The sequence below is a fragment of the Hydrogeniiclostridium mannosilyticum genome (assembly GCF_003268275.1).
GTDB lineage: Bacteria > Bacillota > Clostridia > Oscillospirales > Acutalibacteraceae > Hydrogeniiclostridium > Hydrogeniiclostridium mannosilyticum.
This window is the reverse complement of the sequence record NZ_QLYR01000001.1, coordinates 565,601-583,704: the sequence shown is the minus strand read 5'-3', so window position 1 is coordinate 583,704 and position 18,104 is coordinate 565,601. Positions and strand designations below refer to the sequence as shown.

General features: G+C 51.8%; 16 protein-coding genes and 1 other annotated feature. Of the genes, 13 read left to right on the top strand and 3 right to left on the bottom strand.

From position 1 onward, the window contains the following. Window positions 1-5: 5 nt before the first annotated feature. Entirely contained in the window at window positions 6-1,106 is a 1,101-nt protein-coding gene (locus DPQ25_RS02740) for a D-alanine--D-alanine ligase family protein (RefSeq protein WP_112331634.1), read from the bottom strand. A gap of 346 nt (window positions 1,107-1,452) precedes the next feature. Here DPQ25_RS02740 and DPQ25_RS02735 point away from each other — a divergent pair, with 346 nt between their 5' ends. From DPQ25_RS02735 to DPQ25_RS02680, 12 genes are all read left to right on the top strand, one after another. Then, window positions 1,453-2,259: a DUF7674 family protein gene (locus tag DPQ25_RS02735; protein ID WP_112331633.1), complete on the top strand. Its 807-nt coding sequence runs from the start codon at window positions 1,453-1,455 to the stop codon at window positions 2,257-2,259. A 308-nt stretch (window positions 2,260-2,567) separates the two neighbouring features. Continuing rightward, window positions 2,568-2,717, top strand: a complete 150-nt coding sequence (gene rpmG, locus DPQ25_RS02730; protein ID WP_112331632.1) for a 50S ribosomal protein L33 — start codon at window positions 2,568-2,570, stop codon at window positions 2,715-2,717. A 23-nt stretch (window positions 2,718-2,740) separates the two neighbouring features. Next, window positions 2,741-2,980, top strand: coding sequence for a preprotein translocase subunit SecE (gene secE / locus DPQ25_RS02725; protein WP_112331631.1), 240 nt, complete (start codon window positions 2,741-2,743; stop codon window positions 2,978-2,980). A 100-nt stretch (window positions 2,981-3,080) separates the two neighbouring features. Then, window positions 3,081-3,602 carry a transcription termination/antitermination protein NusG gene (gene nusG / locus DPQ25_RS02720; protein ID WP_112331630.1) on the top strand — a complete coding sequence of 174 codons (522 nt, stop codon included), beginning with the start codon at window positions 3,081-3,083 and terminating at the stop codon, window positions 3,600-3,602. A 150-nt stretch (window positions 3,603-3,752) separates the two neighbouring features. Beyond that, complete coding sequence (gene rplK, locus DPQ25_RS02715) at window positions 3,753-4,178, top strand: 50S ribosomal protein L11 (RefSeq protein WP_112331629.1); 426 nt, start codon at window positions 3,753-3,755, stop codon at window positions 4,176-4,178. A gap of 55 nt (window positions 4,179-4,233) precedes the next feature. Beyond that, complete coding sequence (gene rplA / locus DPQ25_RS02710) at window positions 4,234-4,929, top strand: 50S ribosomal protein L1 (RefSeq protein ID WP_112331628.1); 696 nt, start codon at window positions 4,234-4,236, stop codon at window positions 4,927-4,929. Between the two features lie 43 nt (window positions 4,930-4,972). Continuing rightward, window positions 4,973-5,117 (top strand) — a sequence feature (ribosomal protein L10 leader region). Window positions 5,118-5,179: 62 nt separating this feature from the next. After that, window positions 5,180-5,716, top strand: a complete 537-nt coding sequence (rplJ, locus tag DPQ25_RS02705) for a 50S ribosomal protein L10 (protein ID WP_112331627.1) — start codon at window positions 5,180-5,182, stop codon at window positions 5,714-5,716. A 39-nt stretch (window positions 5,717-5,755) separates the two neighbouring features. Continuing rightward, window positions 5,756-6,136: a 50S ribosomal protein L7/L12 gene (gene rplL / locus DPQ25_RS02700; protein ID WP_112331626.1), complete on the top strand. Its 381-nt coding sequence runs from the start codon at window positions 5,756-5,758 to the stop codon at window positions 6,134-6,136. 260 nt (window positions 6,137-6,396) lie between these two features. After that, complete coding sequence (locus DPQ25_RS02695; RefSeq protein ID WP_330409832.1) at window positions 6,397-7,365, top strand: AAA family ATPase; 969 nt, start codon at window positions 6,397-6,399, stop codon at window positions 7,363-7,365. Further along, complete coding sequence (locus tag DPQ25_RS02690) at window positions 7,362-8,480, top strand: DUF58 domain-containing protein (RefSeq protein ID WP_112331625.1); 1,119 nt, start codon at window positions 7,362-7,364, stop codon at window positions 8,478-8,480. The genes DPQ25_RS02695 and DPQ25_RS02690 overlap by 4 nt, the downstream gene beginning before the upstream one ends. Next, complete coding sequence (locus DPQ25_RS02685) at window positions 8,477-9,709, top strand: hypothetical protein (protein WP_112331624.1); 1,233 nt, start codon at window positions 8,477-8,479, stop codon at window positions 9,707-9,709. Before DPQ25_RS02690 ends, DPQ25_RS02685 begins: the two co-directional genes overlap by 4 nt. Window positions 9,710-9,989: 280 nt before the next feature. Beyond that, window positions 9,990-11,354 carry an MATE family efflux transporter gene (locus DPQ25_RS02680; protein WP_112331623.1) on the top strand — a complete coding sequence of 455 codons (1,365 nt, stop codon included), beginning with the start codon at window positions 9,990-9,992 and terminating at the stop codon, window positions 11,352-11,354. Window positions 11,355-11,407: 53 nt separating this feature from the next. Here the strand turns inward: DPQ25_RS02680 and dapA are convergent, their stop codons facing one another. Further along, the gene (dapA, locus tag DPQ25_RS02675) at window positions 11,408-12,373 is read right to left on the bottom strand and encodes a 4-hydroxy-tetrahydrodipicolinate synthase (protein ID WP_112331622.1); all 966 of its coding nucleotides are present in this window, start codon (window positions 12,371-12,373) and stop codon (window positions 11,408-11,410) included. Then, window positions 12,370-12,756, bottom strand: a complete 387-nt coding sequence (locus DPQ25_RS02670) for a hypothetical protein (RefSeq protein WP_112331621.1) — start codon at window positions 12,754-12,756, stop codon at window positions 12,370-12,372. The genes dapA and DPQ25_RS02670 overlap by 4 nt, the downstream gene beginning before the upstream one ends. A 718-nt stretch (window positions 12,757-13,474) precedes the next feature. Here DPQ25_RS02670 and DPQ25_RS02660 point away from each other — a divergent pair. Then, window positions 13,475-18,037 (top strand): discoidin domain-containing protein, encoded by a 4,563-nt coding sequence (locus DPQ25_RS02660; RefSeq protein ID WP_112331619.1) that lies wholly within the window; start codon window positions 13,475-13,477, stop codon window positions 18,035-18,037. Window positions 18,038-18,104: the final 67 nt, after the last annotated feature.

Sequence of the window (18,104 nt, the reverse complement as noted above, 5' to 3'; positions counted from 1 at the left end):
TAAGCTCAGGCGCCGGTTCCATGGCGCTCAAAAGCCAGCGCAATCAGGTCGTCTGCCAGGGTGCTGAAGCTTTTCCCCACAGCCTCCCAGAGCTTGGGATACATGCTGATGCTGGTAAAGCCAGGCATGGTGTTGAGCTCATTGAGAATGACTTCTTCACCGTTGCGGACGAAGAAATCCACGCGGGCAAGACCGGTGCAGCCGAGCATTCGATAGGCCCTTGCCGCGGTTTCGCGGATTTGGTTGCTGACCTCCTTGGAGACACGGGCCGGAATATACAGACGGGAGGTGCCGTTGACATACTTGTCGTCATAGTCGTAGAAATCAGCAGAGGAAGAAATTTCTCCAACGATGGTAGCCTCCGGGGAGGCGTTGCCCAAAACGGCGCACTCCACTTCCTGGCCGGCAATAGCCTCTTCAACAACCACCTTGCCGTCTTCATGCGCCGCGCGCTTGATCGCGGCATCCAGTTCCTCCTCGCAGCGGACCTTGCTGACCCCCACGGAGGAGCCGGCGTTGGCGGGCTTGACAAAGACGGGGTAGCCCAACCGGTCACGTACTTTGCCGCGGATGGTGCCCGGGTCCCGCTCATAGCTGGAGATATAGAACCACAGATAATCTGCCTGGTGGATACCGGCGGAGCGAAGGATGGTGTGGGTCACGGCCTTGTCCATGCACATGGCGGAGGCCAGGGTCCCACAGCCTACATAGGGAATACCGGCCAGGTCCAGCAGGCCCTGAATGGTACCGTCCTCACCGTTTTTGCCGTGCAGAACCGGAAAAACAACGTCTACCGGCAGGCACTGCATGGATACGGTGGCGGGCTCTTCACAGCGGTTGTCTTCAGCTGCGGCGATGATGCCGTGAAAACTGCGGTCGGGAGAAAGAAACGCGGTGCGGTTTCCAGCAAGGGAGGCCCATTCACCGGAAGCGATCTGATCCGGAGTGGCGGGCGTCAGGTACCAGGCGCCTTCCTTTGTAATGCCGACGCGGAGCACCTCATAGCGCTCAGACGACAGGTTGCGGAGAATGGCGCTGGCGGAAAGCAAGGAAACCTCGTGCTCGGAAGAACAGCCTCCAAATAATACAGCGACTCTTTTTTTCATAAAGTACCTCCAAAATCAAACCTCATATTTTAGGGCGGCAGGCTATGCCCATCTTTCAAAAACGCCTGGCATAGGCGGCGGGCCGCCGTTATTTTATGCATAGTGGGAATTGCCGCCATATGCTGAAACTGTATGGCTTCAGATGTAAAAAATAACCTATTATAATTGAATTTTAATCATACCATATTTCATGGAAGGGCGCAATCGCAACATTTACTAAATAGTATGGTGACAAAGCTTAAATTATGTAGTATAATAAAGCTACCTATTCGGTCAGAATCTTTTGAACGAGCGTGTAAAGAAGTCCATAAGCGGCTGCTTTGGAAATAAAACGGAGTGATAAAAATTGGATCAAAAAGCATTTGAGCTCATCGCGGAAAAGGTAGGCGAGGCCCTGCGGGAGCAGGAGTTTACCCGACTGGAAAACGGCACGGAGGACAAGGGCCCGGCCGCTTATTACGCAAATGAAAACCTGCGCTACAGCGTGCTGTTCGACACGCAAAAAAAGCGGTTCGAGCTGCGCAGCGGCACAGCAGACGAGGAGGGGGCGGTTTCTTCTTGGCGGTCGCTTTCTGTGTGGCTGTATGACCCCGCGGAAAACGACATGGCGACGGCGGCGGACATTGCGGCTGATTTCGCAAATACCATTCAGGGCCCAAAACGTGTGGCCGCGCTACAGACTGCCAAGAAACGCCGCCGCAAGGATGAGGAAAATAACCCGGATCCAGTGTTCTTTTTTAATAGGCTGGTGAACCTGGAGCCCTCTCTGAAGGGGAAGATGCTGGAGGAGCGCGTCAAATACGGAGATATCCGCAATGTTGCCTTTGCCCGCGAAGAGGTTGTTCCTGTTGTGCAGGGGCTTCTCGCCTCGGGGACGCCGGAGCAGGTTGAAAAACTGGCCGGCATATTCAATGAGCTTTATGAAAACGGGGACATGGATGTTCGTTCCATTTTGACCATTATTCTGCTCAATTCGCTGGAGCCTGCCGCCGTTCAGGAAAAACTCGCCCCGCATTTTACCGAGGATATGGCCAAGGGGTATAAGGCAGGCCTGAAGATGAAGGGAAAAAAGGTAAAGCCGGAAAAGGTGAAAAAGCAGTCCAAGGTGGTGGCGGACGCGCTGGAGTACCGGAATCAGAATAAAAAAAGATAAGCGGGAAACGGGGCCGAAGAGACTAGAGGCGCTGTTCGCTCTGGCCGCCGCCCGGCCAAGGGCTTTCCGGCCGGCGGAAACGCATCGGCCCCATTTCCTTTCGAAAATAAAATCCATGGAGAAATGGCACTGCTCCCTTGAAAATGAGAGAGCGGGCCCTTTATCATGAAAAAACTTGACAGAAGGCCGGAGATGTGTTATACTTATCTCACCTCAGTAAAAGGGGTTATTTTTTTGTCCCCTTTTAGAGGGAGGCTGAGATCCCCAATTAGGATCTAAATTTTTTCCGTAAAACGGGAGGTGCCGTCATGAGAGTGAAAGTGGTTTTAGCTTGCACGGAGTGCAAACAGCGCAATTACAACACGATGAAAAACAAGAAAAACGACCCGGATCGGCTTGAAATGAATAAGTATTGCCGCTTCTGCAGAAAACACACGCTGCACAGGGAGACAAAGTAATCCGGACAGGAGGACGCTGAAGAATGGCTGAGTCAACGGCAAAAAAGCCTAACGTTTTGGTCAGAGCCTGGAAGAAAATAACGAAATTCCTGGGCGATGTAAAAAACGAGGTTAAAAAGATCGTATGGCCTACCCCGAAGTCTGTGTTTAAGAACACCGGCATTGTTTTGGCAGCGATTATTGTCATTGGGATTTTTATCTTTGGACTGGATTTTGTGCTGGTCCGCCTGCTGGCGCTGATTATGGACGTCAGCGCGGTATAACGGGGCCTTCGGGCGCTGTTGGCCGGGTGCAGTTTCCAAGCAGTGCGTTTACTGCTAATCTTGAAATCCGCATTAGCGGAAAGAGCGGAGGAATCTTATAATGCCTGAGGAAGGAAAATGGTATGTTGTTCATACCTATTCCGGCTATGAGAATAAAGTAGCTTCAAACCTGGAAAAAACGGTGGAAAACCGTTCCATGGGCGACTTGATCCAGGAGATCCGCGTGCCGACCGAAACGGTAACCGAGATTAAGGACAATAAAAAACGGGAAGTCGAGCGCAAAATTTTTCCCGGCTATGTGCTGGTAAAAATGGTGCTGACCGACGAATCGTGGTATGTTGTCCGCAATATCCGCGGCTGTACGGGGTTTGTTGGCCCGTCTTCAAAGCCGATTCCGCTTTCCGACGAGGAAGTGGCCAAGCTCGGCGTAGAGACTAAGTCGGTTGAGGTTGCCTATGCGGTGGGAGACTCTGTGCAGATTATCGACGGTCCGCTGGAAGGCTTTGTTGGCACGGTGGAAGAAGTCGACGAGGAGAAAAACCGCGTCCGCGTTATGGTGTCTATGTTCGGCCGTGAGACGCCTGTAGAGCTTGAGCTTATGCAGGCTGAGCTGGTCGGATAAGGAATACCGGGTAATTTATAAGGATCATCCGGCGATCACTTTAGTTAATATGCGGGCAACCGCTTATTATTGGAGGGACGACGTCCCCTGTGGGAGGAACCGTTTTCTTCGGTTCCGCCATTTACCACGAATTTTGGAGGTGCAAAGAAAATGGCTCAAAAGGTAACGGGCTTGATTAAGCTCCAGATCCCGGCCGGCAAAGCAACACCGGCGCCGCCTGTTGGACCGGCTCTTGGTCAGCACGGCGTGAACATTATGGCTTTTACAAAGGAATTTAATGAGCGGACTAAAAATGACGTGGGTCTTATTATCCCGGTTATTATTACGGTGTATGCCGACCGTTCGTTTACCTTTGTTACCAAAACTCCCCCCGCGGCAGTTCTGATTAAAAAGGCCTGCAACATCGAAAGCGGTTCCGGGGCCCCGAATAAGACGAAGGTAGCAAAGATTACCCGTGAGCAGGTTCAAAAGATCGCAGAACAAAAAATGCCTGATCTGAATGCGGCGAGCTTAGAAAGTGCCATGAGCATGGTTGCGGGTACCGCACGCAGCATGGGCGTCGAAGTCGTAGACTGATTCACCCAAGTGGGAGGAACAGATCCGATTTTACCACTTATAGGGAGGAAATCCAATGAAACATGGTAAGAAATATGTCGACAGCGCAAAGCTTGTTGACCGCAGCAAACTTTATGATGTTAATGAAGCGCTCGATCTCTGCGTAAAGACCGGAACGGCTAAATTTGACGAGACGGTTGAAATTCACGTAAAGCTCGGCGTTGACAGCCGCCATGCCGACCAGCAGGTCCGCGGCGCAATCGTTCTGCCGAACGGCACCGGTAAATCCGTGCGTGTGCTGGCAATCTGCAAGGGCGATGCGGCAAAAGAGGCTGAAGAAGCCGGTGCTGAGTTTGTCGGCGCTGAAGAGATGATTCAGAAAATCCAGACGGAAAACTGGATGGATTTTGATATTCTGATCACTACGCCGGACATGATGGGCCTTGTCGGCCGTCTTGGTAAAATCCTCGGCCCCCGCGGTTTGATGCCGAACCCGAAGGCCGGTACAGTTACCCGCGAAATTGGCAAGGCTGTTGCCGAGGCCAAGGCGGGTAAAATTGAGTACCGCTTGGATAAAACCAACATTATTCACTGCACCATTGGCAAGGTGTCCTTCGGTACAGAAAAGCTTCAGCAGAACTTTGATGCGCTGTTGGGGGCAATCATTAAGGCGAAGCCCGCCGCTAGCAAGGGCCAGTATGTGCGTTCCTGCGTTGTTGCCTGCACCATGGGCCCCGGTGTGCGTATCAATCCGACAAGGGTTGGCGGATAACTGCCGCTGTAGACTTGACAGGCTGATATTCTTATGGTAAAATAAATATGCTGTTCTTTATTCAAAGACAGCAGGCGCGTTTGCATAATAGGGTTTTCCCTGCCTGCCGAGGATAGAGGCGACTTCATACATTGATGTGTTGTTGCACCCTTCTCGCGGTATGCGGGAAGGGTGTTTTTTATGGATGAGGGTTCATCAGTCGAAGTCCAAATGCAATGCGTTGGTATTTGAGTGATGGAGGTGAAATCAATTGCCAAGTGAGAAAATTCTGGAAGCAAAGAAGCAGCAGGTTGCCGAAATTGCAGAGCGTCTGAAGGCTTCCTGCACCGGTGTCATCGTAAACTACAAGGGTATCACTGTGGCGGACGACACAAAGCTTCGTAAAGAGCTGAGAGAGTCCGGCAGCGAGTACAAGGTTGTTAAGAATACGCTGCTGAAGCGTGCGCTGGATGACGCGGGTCTGGAAGGCCTGGACGGTGTTCTGGAAGGAACAACCGCTATTGCGACAAACACAGAGGATTATGTTGCCTGTGCGAAGATTCTTTCTGCTTATGCAGAGAAGAATCCGAGCTTTGAGGTAAAGGCTGGCTTTGTAGAGGGAAAGGCCTTGGACGCCGACGGCGTAAAGGAACTGGCTTCTCTGCCGCCGAAAGAGGTTTTGGTTGCAAAGGCCCTGGGCGGCTTGAATGCACCAATCTCCGGGTTTGTTTCTGTTTTGAATGCTACCCTGACAGGTCTGGTTGTAGCATTGAATGCCATTGCTGAAAAGCAAGGCGCGGAAGCCTAAGAATTATTTATTTAAAATTTATTTTGGAGGTTTATTACAATGTCTGATAAAGTTGTAAAGCTGATTGAAGATGTCAAAGCGCTTACCGTTCTGGAGCTGTCTGAGCTGGTTAAGGCTCTCGAAGAGGAGTTCGGCGTGTCCGCTGCTGCTCCGGTTGCTGTTGCTGCCGCTCCGGCTGGCGCTGCTGCTGCTCCTGCCGCTGAAGAGAAGACCGAGTTTGACGTAGTCCTGAAGTCCGCTGGCGCTAACAAGATTCAGGTCATCAAGGTTGTCCGCGAGATCACCGGCCTCGGCCTGAAAGAGGCTAAGGCTGTTGTTGACGAGGCTCCGAAGCCGGTTAAGGAAGGCGTTTCCAAAGACGACGCCGAGTCTATCAAGGCAAAGCTGACTGAGGCTGGCGCTGAAGTCGAGGTTAAATAATTAACCTATTTTGATCTTCAATAAAAAACGATGAGGTTTTAGCCTCATCGTTTTTTTTGCCTTTTTTAAAATGAAAATTTTACCGGGCCACGAAGCATGAATAAGCTGCGGAGGCCTTTTTATTTTTTGTTTATACGGTTGGGTTGGGGAAGCTTTTTTGAAAAAGGACGGTATGATATGAGATTTTTATTGAAAATCGTTTTATTAAATGGTAAGATATATTTATTTTAAATGGATTTTACGGGAGAGGAGCTTATATTTTGGATAAAGCGATGATAAAAAGTTTGGAGGAGCGCATAGAGGCTCTGAAGCAAAATGTCGCCGCAGTGCTGGTAGGGCGTGAACGTGCAACCGAATATATTTTGTCGGCCTTAGTGGCAGGGGGGCATGTGCTGCTTGAGGATTTGCCCGGTACAGGTAAAACAATGATGGCAAAGGCGCTGGCTCGTTCTGTCTCGGCAACGTTCGGCAGAATCCAGTTTACGCCGGATTTACTGCCCTCAGATATTACTGGACTCAATATTTTTGACCGCAAAAGCGAGCGTTTTGTTTTTCATCCGGGCCCGGTATTCTGTAATATTTTACTGGCGGATGAAATCAATCGCGCCACGCCGCGAACACAGTCCAGCTTACTGGAATGTATGGAGGAACATCAGGTTACGGTAGATGGCGTTACGAGAGAGCTAGAGGAGCCCTTTTTTGTAATTGCGACGCAGAATCCTGTAGAAACGACAGGCACTTTTCCGCTCCCAGAGGCACAAATGGATCGCTTTTTATTGAAATTGTCGCTGGGACTTCCGTCCGATGAAGAGGAATACCAAATTTTGGAGCGTTTTTTGCGGCAGGATCCGCTTCGATGCCTGGAGCCTGTATGCTCTGGAAATGAGATAGTAGCCTTGCGCGAAGCATGCCCGCAGATCCACATCCATACGGATTTGCTTCATTATATCCAGCAAATCGTTTCAAAAACTCGCGGCCATCAAAAAATATCGGGCGGCGTCAGCCCTCGCGGAACTTTGGCATTGCTGCGGTGTTCACAGGCTTTGGCCCTTGTGCGGGGGCGGGATTTTGTAACGCCGGAGGATATTAAGGAGCTGGCGGTCCCAGCCCTGGCGCATCGGCTGGTTTTGCAGGGAGGCGCTGCCGAGAGCGGCGAGGCTGAGCAGTTGGTTCGCTCCATCGTCGGAGAGCTTCCGGTGCCGACTGAGGATTGGGGAAAACGGTCGTGAGCGTTCTATTAGTAATTGCGGCGGCGCTCATCGTCCTGTTTTTTCAGCGCCTGATCTGGAAGCGTGTGTGGAACCGCGGGCTGCGGGTACAGGTTTCGTTTGACCAGCAGGCGGTGACGGAGGGGGAACAGTGCCGTTTGACAGAGGTTGTGACAAACAGGAAAATCCTTCCGTTACCTGCGTTAGAAATTAAGTTCCGGGTGAACCGGGAGCTTTGTTTTTTGGACAGTAAAAATACAAGCACGACAGACCTTTCCTACCGCAGCGATGTTTTCTGCATGCTGCCTTATCAAAGAATTACCCGGAAAATGGAGGTCGCCTGCAAGAGAAGAGGGTATTATACCATTTCAAAAATAGACCTGGTTCCCGCAAACCTGCTGCACCCGCAGCTTTTATCAGAGGGGCGGAGCTGTAGAGCGGAGCTTTATGTTTACCCGCAGCGAAGCGCCTTAAAGGGGCTGGAAATTCCCTTTAACCAAATGATGGGGCAGTGCCTGACACGGCGGTTTTTATATGAGGATCCGTTTGAGTTTCGTGGTATACGGGATTATGTACCGGCAGACGGCATGAAAAGGATCAACTGGGCCGCGACGGCAAAAACAGGAGAATTGAAGGTTAACCAATATCAGGACACCAGCCAGCAGCGCGTGACGCTGCTTTTAAACCTGGAAACAGAGGGAACCCATGTCTACCGTGCGCTGCAGGAAGAGAGCATCCGTATTGTCAGAAGTCTGACGGAATGGTTTTGTGCACGCGGAGTTCCGGTGCGCTTCCTCTCCAATGCACGGGATGCGGAGAGTGAGAACCCGGTTCAAAGCATGTTTGGCACCGGCAGCGCTCATGCGCTGCACTGTAAGCGCCTGCTGGCACGTATAGAATTGGGAAAGGGCCAGCAGGATTTCGCAAGGATGATGAGAAATTTTCAATTTGAACGCAGTGATTTTTGGGTTTTGATTTCCACAAGCCAGAATAAGCAATTACAGGCGGCGGCCCGGCAATGTGGAACCGGCGGCGGAACGCCTCAGTGGATTGTGCCACTGCACCCGGAGATGCAGCGGCGGCTTGAGCTGCCCGGTGTGAAGCAATATTATTTTGAAGTGGAGGCCCGCATATGAAAAAGCAAATGAGCTTTGCAGGCTTGCGGGTGCTAATAGAGGCAGCGGGGTGGGCTCTTCTGCTCTATGCCGTTCAGCTTTTACAGCTCGCGTTGTTTAAACAAACGGGGAAAAACCTGTTTTTGTCCTTTTGCCTGCTGCTTTTGCCAGCCCTTTTGTGCCGTCTGGCCTGGGCGGCCGGCAAAAAATTCTGGCAGTTTGTAGCGGGCTGGTGCGGTGCGGCTGTTTGTTCCATAGTGGCGGCTTTATTCCTGGGGGGATGGATGGCCGCATTTTGGAGCGGCATTGCCTGCCTGGCTATGCTGTTGCTGCGGCTGGCTCCGGGCCTGGAAAACTGCCTGGAACCCGGCTGGATTAAGCTGGGCCTGATGGCTGGAGTTTTTATTTTTCTCAGCGCATTGGAGGAAACGACCGCACGGTCGCTGTTTTACGGAGTATTCGCCTATGTATTGTTAAAATTTCTCTATGATTCTTTGAGTGCGACAGATGGCCTAATTTCGGATATGGCTGAGAAAGCCTATTTACCGCAAAAGCAGATTCGTGCGGTAGGCGGTGGAATGACGGCCCTTTATTTATTGCTAACGGCTGGTATTATGCTTTTATTTTCCCTAATTCCGGCAGGTGGTTTTCTGGCAGGACTGGGCGGGGCCCTGAAACGTTTTTTGCGCTGGTTGTTTTCCTTTTTTTCGTTTGGGGAGCAGCAGCCTGTCGAAATCCCCCCACCGGAAAATCATTTTTCACAGGGATCAGCCTTGATGGGGGAAAATGTAGAGGCGAGCTGGCTAGCGGTGCTGCTGCAACAAATTTTTCTGGCGCTTGCCGTGGTGGCGTTGGTTGCAATAATTATCGCGGTAATCGCTTATATTATTTACCGTTTTTATAAACATTTTTATGAGATTCCCGAGGGCCGTACAGAGCAGAGGGAGTTCGTTTTGCCGTTTATGAAAAAAGATGCGGCGGAACGCGAAAATATGCGGGCGCCAAAGGCAGCGGGCCGCGACCCCGCAGCACGTATAAGACGGGTTTATCGAAAAAAGCTCCATGCGAGGCTGCCGGCGAAGCAGAAGCTCTCGCCCGCGCTGACGCCGTCCGAGCAGGTCGAGCAGGCCCGGCTGGCTGATATTCCGGAGCGCGAAGGATTCCGGCGGTTATATGAAAAGGCGCGCTACAGCGCAGAGGTGTCGGAAGAAGAGGCGGAGAAAATGCGTTCCATGGCCGAAAGGTTATAAGAATAGAAGCCGTTGCATAAAAAGGCCATATGCGGATTTACAGTTGAATAAAAGCGATTTTCGTTATATAATAAAATAGTTTGAAGAAAGGGAAGAGGGCCAGGCGCCTTCAGGCCCTTTCTTTTTGTGAAGATAAAATTAGGGGCTGGCAGAGTTCCTGTAAAGAACCATTATCATCCCAAAGGTGAGCGCCCGGGGGCCCTCCTTGGAGGGCCGCCAGGGCGTTGTTTGGGCAGATTACTTTTAAGAAATTTGATGGCAGATATTGAGAAGGTAGGCTATGGTAAAGGATATGACGGCCGGCTCCCCGGCTAAGCTAATCGTCCGGTTTGCGCTGCCCCTAATGTTGGGCAACCTGTTTCAGCAGTTTTATTCAATGGTTGACGCTGTGATAGTGGGGCGCTATCTGGGCAAGAACCCGCTGGCAGCAGTGGGTTCCACAAGTTCGCTGAATTTTTTGATCATCGGCTTCTGTCTGGGTCTATGCGCAGGCTTTGCCATTCCGGTGGCACAGCGCTTCGGCGCGAAGGAAACGGACGAATTGCGCCGTTTTGTCGGCAATATCGTTTGGCTTGCGGTGGGCTTTTCGGTGCTGCTGGTGGCTTTGACCGTGGCGCTTTGCAGGCCCATGCTGCTGGCAATGAGCACGCCGCCGGATATTATTGACGATGCTTACCGGTATATCGTGATTATTTTTGCGGGGATTCCGGCGACCTTTTTCTATAATATCCTGGCCAGTCTGCTGCGGGCACTGGGCGACAGCAAAACACCGGTATTTTTTCTGGTTTTGGCAGCAGTGCTCAATATTGGGCTGGATTTACTTTTAGTGGTTGTCTTACCGCTCGGCGTATCCGGTGCGGCAATTGCGACGGTGGCATCTCAATTTATTGCGGGAGCAGCCTGCTTTGTTTTTATTGGCAAAAGATTTGAGCTTCTCCATATTAAAAGGGAGGATCTGAGGCCGCGCCCCGCTTATCTTGGGCGCTTGGCTGGCATGGGGATTCCCATGGGCCTGCAAACCTCGATTACGGCTATCGGCAGCATTCTGCTGCAAAGCTCGGTCAACGCACTGGGCTCTGTGGCAGTGGCGGCGGTTACGGCTGGATCGAAAATATCGATGCTTTTTACAACGGCCTACGAAGCAATGGGGGTGGCGATGTCCACTTATGGAGGGCAGAATATTGGAGCAGGCAAAATACGCCGGTTGGGGCCAGGACTGCGCTCGGCCATTGTAATGGGAATAATCTACGGCATAGCCGCCTTTATTGTGGTTTTGCTTTTTGGACGCCCGCTGGCCTCAATGTTCGTAGAGACCGCCGAGGCGCAGATTATTGACTATGCCTACCGGTATTTACTAATTACAGGGGCCTTTTACTGGATGGTGCCGTTTGTCAACATCCTGCGGTTTCTGCTTCAGGGCATTGGCTACAGTAAAGTGGCGGTCTTTGCCGGGGTTTGTGAGATGGCGGCCCGCAGCCTTGCGGGGCTGGTGGCGGTGCCGCTTTTTGGCTTTACAGCTGCGTGCCTCGCCGGTCCGTTCGCCTGGCTAATGGCGTCGGCTTTTCTGATTCCGGCAAGCGTTTGGGTGCTGGGGAATATAAAAAGAAGCTGCATGGAGGGGAACGGACAGCCGTTGCCGGAGTGAAAATGATTGAATAAAAAACAGGTAAGGGCCTTTGTGCTCTTACCTGTTTTTTGTTAGCGGTTTTTACGCCAGAGTAAGGTGTTTTTGGGACGGTGAATTGTTACAGAACCGGGACGGTATGGCAGGTCTGACGTGCAAAGCCCATACTTTACCAGTACCGCATGGAGATGCTCGGCGGCGGCAGCCTCCATATCACAGAGGGGAAGCCGGCAGGAGCCCACGTTATACCCCATATAGCAAAGCGCTTGCTTGACCGGAATGGGGTTGATGTCGCTGAATAGGGCCTCGATAAGCTCCAGATAATGAAGCTGCAGGCCGTCGCTTTTAGACGGGTCTCCATCAAAAAAGGCCTGACATAGCTGATGGGTTTCCTTTGGAACGAGATTGGAGAGTACAGAAATAACGCCTTTAGCGCCGAGTGCAAGTGCAGAAGTAACCTGGTCGTCGTTACCTGAATATAAATAGAGGTCATCACCACAGACAGAAGCAATCTTAGCCATTTGAGAAAAATTGCCGCTTGCTTCTTTTACGGCGATAATATTATCTATCCTGCTGAGCTGTTTGTAGGTTTCCACACTGATGTTGACGCCGGTGCGTGAGGGCACATTGTAGAGGATAATGGGGAGCTTTGACGCTGCTGCACAGGCCTCAAAGTGCAAGAGCAAACCGCGTTGCGAGGCTTTGTTATAATAGGGCGTCACATGCAGCAAGGCGTCCGCCCCGGCCCTTTCCGCTTCCTTGGATAGATGGACGGCATGGGCCGTGTTGTTACTGCCGGCTCCTGCTATAACGGGAATTCGGCCATGGACACGCTTAACAGCATAACGGATGAGTTCAATGTGCTCTTCATCCGTCAGGGTGGCGCTTTCCCCGGTGGTGCCGGCCACAACAATGGCATCGCTGCCCTGCTGAAGCTGTTGGTCCAGCAGCTCCCCGAAAAGTTCGTAATGAATGGAGAGGTCATCTTTCATAGGCGTAATAATGGCTGTACCACAGCCATTAAAAAGTACAGGCTTCATGCTTCCATCCTCCTTCTTTTTGCAGTTTGTTTTTGCGGCAAAGTGGCAGCGGTGGTCTCCAGCATGGGTAAAATCATCAGGCCGGGCTGTTCAAATTCAGCTTCAATAAAGCTTTTTTCACAGGGAATGTGGTTTTCCATCAGGCGGCGGGCGAGTCGCCAACCGCCGGCGGTGCTGCAGAGGATGGAGATATGGTTCTCACAGTGCTCAGCAACATACCGCATCAGCGCTTGTGCGCATTCTTCTTCAGCGTCCTCCTCGTACGCAGCAACAATGAGAAAATAATCGCAGAATATTTTCTCCAGTGCCTGAATCGGGGCATGGCCGTCCTCGATTAGTAAAACCGTAGGATTTTCTCGGTCGCCGAATTCCTGAATTTTCATTAGGTTTCAAACTCCTTTGCTATACCTGTAATTCATTTTGTCGATGGGATGCGTATTACCCCAAAGGCATTAGGAAAAGATGGAACACCGGCCTTTAGCGCCGCCCTTATTGGCCGGGTGTTGTTTTTGCCTTTCATAATACGGGATTGCTACCATTATAGAAGCTTACTCTGAAAAGGCAATAGGGAACGGCATTAAGATTAGCGCTTTTTCATTAAGATGAGATAAAGATTGCGAAAATGCTGCAATGGGTCCGCGCTAGGCTGCGGCTTATGAAGCAGTTACCGTTAGCCAGCCGTTTTTTGAAAATTCCGATTTAGAATTTATTTATAATATATAAATTTTTTTAATATAATTATAATAATATACAAATGAAGAACGGGATATTGCAAAACATCGCAATCAGATTTATACTATAACTGGAATTAATAATCATTTATCTATAAAAATGGAAAAATTCTTTCAAAAAATGTGAGCTTCCGGCAGCTTCGCCATTGTTCTTAATCTATAAAAAGAGTAAAGCAGTATTTGCCATACCCGGTACCGGCAATATATTGCCACTGTGTTTCTATATGGCTTCACGGCCAGGAACGAAAACGGATAGCCTCGGTCATCGCTCATTGCCATGGTACGGCGCTCTGTTTTGGCGCCGTTTATGGAATAATGCCCGAACAGCTCGCGGGGCTGTTCAAACATCTTATTTGATGAGGAGGATTCAATGAAAAAAATCAAGAAGGGGCTTTCATTGTTGTTGTGCGCACTGCTGGGGCTTTCATGCCTGGTTATGCCGGCTTCTGCGGCGCCTGCAAACAGTGCTGCTGAAAAACTCAGGTTCATTTCAGTAGAGGCATCCAGTACAGCATTGCCGGAAATGAGTGCAGACTGGCTGATTGACGGCGAGGTAGGCGTCGCGGAACGAACGAATTTCTGGTCGTCCGCACCGGTGCCCGAGAGGGAACCAGAGGAAGGCGAGTGCGCTTATGTGGACCTTCGCCTGGAGCAGAAGTCCAAGGTGAGCGAGGTCAAAATCGCGCCGCGTGCGTGGAACCTCTGCTACCCCACAGGGCTTACGTTTTACGGCTCTAATGATGGAAAGAGCTGGGAAGTAATAAAGGAATACACCGGGCTTCCCATGCTGGCGCAGGAAGGAACTACGCCGATCACCAATAAGGATCCGATCATTCAGACCTATACGTTTGACAATCCGGTTGAGATTTCCTATTTAAGAGTGATGGCCACGGCCTATACAAAGGATGACAGCGGCAGCGGTTTTTATTTTCAGATGAGCGAGGTCGAGGCGTATGGAGAACCGCTGGAGCAGCAGGTAGAACAGCTGACGATTACGGAGGCGTCGGGCAGCAACGATTGGCCGGGCCATACGGCGGACGTCCTTTATGACGGCGACCTGACAGAAGCGTTTTGGGCAAGCTACCCCAACCCGAACCCGCCGCTCAGCGAGAGCAACCCCAATTACATCACCCTGACGCTGAGCAAGCCGACCAAGACGGTGTCGGAGCTGGTTTTATATCCTCGCCTGGGTACAGCCTCCGATGGTACTACGCAGCCCTTCCATTTTCCGAAGGATTTTGAGATCCAGTATCTGGACGAACAGGAAGAGTGGCAGACAATCGACGCTTATCAGAATTATCAGGCTACGGTGGATCCGCAGAAATTTAGTTTTGATCCGGTTGCCACAAAACAGCTGCGCATCAAAATCACCGGCGTACCGGCCGTGGACCCGGAGGGTTCTACGGACCAGTATGCGAACCTGATGGAAATTAAAGCCTATGGCACCCGGTCCGCCGGCGGGGACATTCCCGTTGAGGAGGAGAAGGGCGTCAGCCCCATGGCGATTTTGACGGGTTCTGAGCGCGACAGTGACACGGCGGTTGGTAACCTGGTGGACACGAAGCTGACCAATTACTATTCGTCAGAGGTTTCCGCCAGTGAAACGCCGGCGCAGGAAGAGTTTGTCGCGTTTACCTACTCGAAGAAATACCGGGTACAGAAAATTTCGTTAAGCCCGCACTTTAACGACGATATTATTCCCGTCGCCTTTCCGAAGGACTTCAAATTCCAATATAAGGATGCGGCCGACGGGGAGTGGAAGGATATTCCGGGCGCGGCATATACCGGCTACGAGGCGGACTCTGAAATACAGAAATTCACCTTTGACCAGCCTGTAGATGCCTATGCGGTTCGTGTGCTGGCGACCAAGCTGGGCCAGAACGAGGCAGAGGAATACGCGCTTGAGCTCTCCGGCATGACGGTCATTGCCGAGAGCCTCCCCTCCGATGCAAAAATGAAGAAAAAGGTTGCCATCCTTTCCGGTGAGGCGTCCTCAACGGTGCCGCATGCGGACGGCAGTATGACGGCGGACCACGCGGTGGACGGCAACAAGGCCACCTTCTGGTCCTCGGCGCCTTGGAATCATGAGGGTTTAGAGTACCCGGTCACCTACACGGTTACGCTGAAGGAACAGTCGCAAATCGACCGCATCGTCCTGACTCAGCGGTCCGAAGGCGGCGTGCTGGTTCATTTCCCGAAGGCATTTACCCTCTCCTATTCCAAGGATGGAGAAAATTGGACCGATGTGGCTTCCCGTGAAGGCTATAAGGCTGTTGGCGAGGAACAGATCTTTGACCTGCCGCAGACTATTACCGCGAAGTACCTGCGTTTAAGCGTGGATGAGTTCGGCGGCACCTATTGCCAGATCGCGGAGTTTACGCCTTATGCCGACCTTTCTACGGATGGCGGAGAAGAAAAGGACTTTGGCGAGAAATATTATTTTAACAATGAGGCCGACGACTCCGCTTATAACGAAGGCGTTTCCAACAAGCCTTACGGCGACCGCACCGTGAAGGTCGGCAGCGAAGGCAGCATGGTGATTTTCGGCAATGTGGACTTTGGCGACGGCGACGGGCGTGCGCTCTCTGTCAAGGCTAACTACGCCGGCTACCACCGGAACTACGGCCTGCTTGAAACCGCAGGCGTTAACGCGCTCTATGACTGGGGCTGCTGGGAGGACGCTTCTCTGAAGATTTACCTGGATAACCTGGAGAGCGACCCGGTTGCTAAGTTCTACATTGACTATGGCGACAACCGTGTAGACGCGGTTTACAAGGAAATGATTGCCGCACTTTCCGGGGAGATTACCGGAAAGCATGATGTTATTGTCCAGTTTAGCGATGACGCCAGCACTTTCGAGTGGATTCAGCTTACGACAGAGCAGGCTGGCCCGAATGAAATTGAGCAGAGAAAAGCGGAATATGAGAAAAATATTCCGGATATGAGCAAGATTAAGGACCTGCAAAGCGACACTTGGGCGGGTACGGATATTCTCGGCCGTGTCCTTTCCACCAATGAGGGAACAGAAAGCACGGTCAACGAGGAAAAGACCGTTGGCATGTTCTTCTGGAACTGGAATTACGGCGACAACTTCATGGACGGACAGGACAGCCCGCTCTATGACGTTTCCAAATTCCAGGCCGGTGAAGGGGAGCTTGGCCCCATCCATAGCGCACAGCACTGGGGCGAGTCGGTTTACGGCCACTACAGTGCGCTGGATCCGTGGGTTATCCGCCGCCAGGGCGAGCTGCTCTCCGATGCGGGCGTCGATGTGATCTTCTTCGATTGCACCAACGGCACGCTGACCTGGCGGAGCGCCTACCTGAAGCTGATGGAAACCTGGAACCAGCTTCTGCAAGAGGGTGCCGATATGCCGAAGGTTTCGTTTGTACTGCCGTTCTCCATGGGCTCGGATAATGTCAAGAGCCTGGAGAACCTCTACGAACAGCTTTATGAGCCGGGCCTGTATAAGGACTGCTGGTATTACCTGGATGGGAAGCCGCTGGTACTGAATGGCGTAGTAAGCACAACGCCGGAGCATCTGAAGGACTTCTTCTCCTCTAAGCCGGTGATTGCGACCTATAACAATGCCGCGCCCGCAGAGGGAACGGACTCCCTCACCTGGCTGGAGCTCTACCCGCAGAATAAGTATGTGGACAGCCAAGGCCGTTCTTACATGTCCGTGGGCGTTTCCATGAACTGGAACGGCGATTCTATGCAGATTGCCCCCATGAACGGCGACCATATCATTGGGCGCAGCACTACCCGCAACGAGGATGGCACCTGGAACTATGGCCCGAAGGAAGCGACAGAGGTTTCACTGGAAGGCCGCAATTTCCAGCAGCAGTTTGACCGCGCCATAGAAGAGGATGCGGACTTTGTGTTCATCACCGGCTGGAATGAATGGCTGGCCGGCCGTTTCGAGGAATGGGGCGGTGTAAAGGATGCGATTGTCGACCAGTATGATGCCGAGCATAGCCGCGACATCGAGCCGTCAAAGGGCATCCTGAAGGATGCCTACTACATGCAGCTGGTTGAAAATATCCGCCGCTTTAAGGGGCAGGATCCCATCCCGCAGGAGGACACCAGCCGTACGGTTAAGGTGGACGGCAGCTTTGACGATTGGGCCGGCGCAATGGAGTACCTCACTTATGAAAACGACGTTGAGGACCGCGACTGTGTCGGACGCGGAAGCAACAGCTATGTCAACACCAGCGGCCGCAATGATATTACACGGGCGAAAACGGCGGTTGACGGTAAAAATGTTTATTTCTATGTGGAAACAGCCAGCGACATTACAGGCCTGAACGAGCAGAGCTTTATGCAGCTTTATATCAACGCTGACCGCGACGGCTCCACCGGCTGGGAGGGGTATGATTATATCCTGAACCGTGTTTCACCGACCGCCGACACCATGACGCTGGAGCGCCATACCGGCGAAGGCTATGGCTGGGAGAAATGCGCGGAGGTTTCCTATAAGATCAGCGGCAACCAAATGGAAATTGCGGTGCCGAAGAGTGTACTGGGCGTAGAAAACAGCCGTGTAAACCTGGAGTTCAAGTGGATGGACAATGTCATCTCCAATGACAATCCCGATATTATGGACGTTTACACGGAGGGTGATGCTGCTCCGGGTTCCCGTTTCAATTATGTCTTTAAGACAACAGAGGATATTGCCTATCCCACCGTTCCGGATGAGGGCGAGGGCTCTGGATCCTCGAATGAATCCGACAAACCCGAATCCACCCCTTCGACCCCGCAGACTCCTGAAAACGGTTCCTCCACAGGAACGGACGGTACTACGTCGGAGGAATCCGGCAACGTGCAGACCGGTTCCATGTCCACAATCAGCATTATTGTGGCGGAGGTCGCCCTGGCGGTTATATCCGGCGTTACCCTGCTGATGATATGCCGCAGAAGAAAAAGAGCCTAAACAAGGTTAAATATTCCTGATAATGCGCCCCTATCCAACGGATGGGGGCGTATTTCTTTTTGAGAAC

What these genes read in the sequence shown, in the direction of transcription:
- secE (WP_112331631.1), top strand. Translation starts at nt 2,741, where the DNA reads ATGGCTGAGTCAACGGCAAAAAAGCCTAACGTTTTGGTCAGAGCCTGG.
- DPQ25_RS02660 (WP_112331619.1), top strand. Translation starts at nt 13,475, where the DNA reads ATGAAAAAAATCAAGAAGGGGCTTTCATTGTTGTTGTGCGCACTGCTG.
- nusG (WP_112331630.1), top strand. Translation starts at nt 3,081, where the DNA reads ATGCCTGAGGAAGGAAAATGGTATGTTGTTCATACCTATTCCGGCTAT.
- DPQ25_RS02670 (WP_112331621.1), bottom strand. Translation starts at nt 12,756, where the DNA reads ATGAAAATTCAGGAATTCGGCGACCGAGAAAATCCTACGGTTTTACTA.
- rpmG (WP_112331632.1), top strand. Translation starts at nt 2,568, where the DNA reads ATGAGAGTGAAAGTGGTTTTAGCTTGCACGGAGTGCAAACAGCGCAAT.
- rplA (WP_112331628.1), top strand. Translation starts at nt 4,234, where the DNA reads ATGAAACATGGTAAGAAATATGTCGACAGCGCAAAGCTTGTTGACCGC.
- rplL (WP_112331626.1), top strand. Translation starts at nt 5,756, where the DNA reads ATGTCTGATAAAGTTGTAAAGCTGATTGAAGATGTCAAAGCGCTTACC.
- dapA (WP_112331622.1), bottom strand. Translation starts at nt 12,373, where the DNA reads ATGAAGCCTGTACTTTTTAATGGCTGTGGTACAGCCATTATTACGCCT.
- DPQ25_RS02740 (WP_112331634.1), bottom strand. Translation starts at nt 1,106, where the DNA reads ATGAAAAAAAGAGTCGCTGTATTATTTGGAGGCTGTTCTTCCGAGCAC.
- rplK (WP_112331629.1), top strand. Translation starts at nt 3,753, where the DNA reads ATGGCTCAAAAGGTAACGGGCTTGATTAAGCTCCAGATCCCGGCCGGC.
- DPQ25_RS02680 (WP_112331623.1), top strand. Translation starts at nt 9,990, where the DNA reads ATGGTAAAGGATATGACGGCCGGCTCCCCGGCTAAGCTAATCGTCCGG.
- DPQ25_RS02685 (WP_112331624.1), top strand. Translation starts at nt 8,477, where the DNA reads ATGAAAAAGCAAATGAGCTTTGCAGGCTTGCGGGTGCTAATAGAGGCA.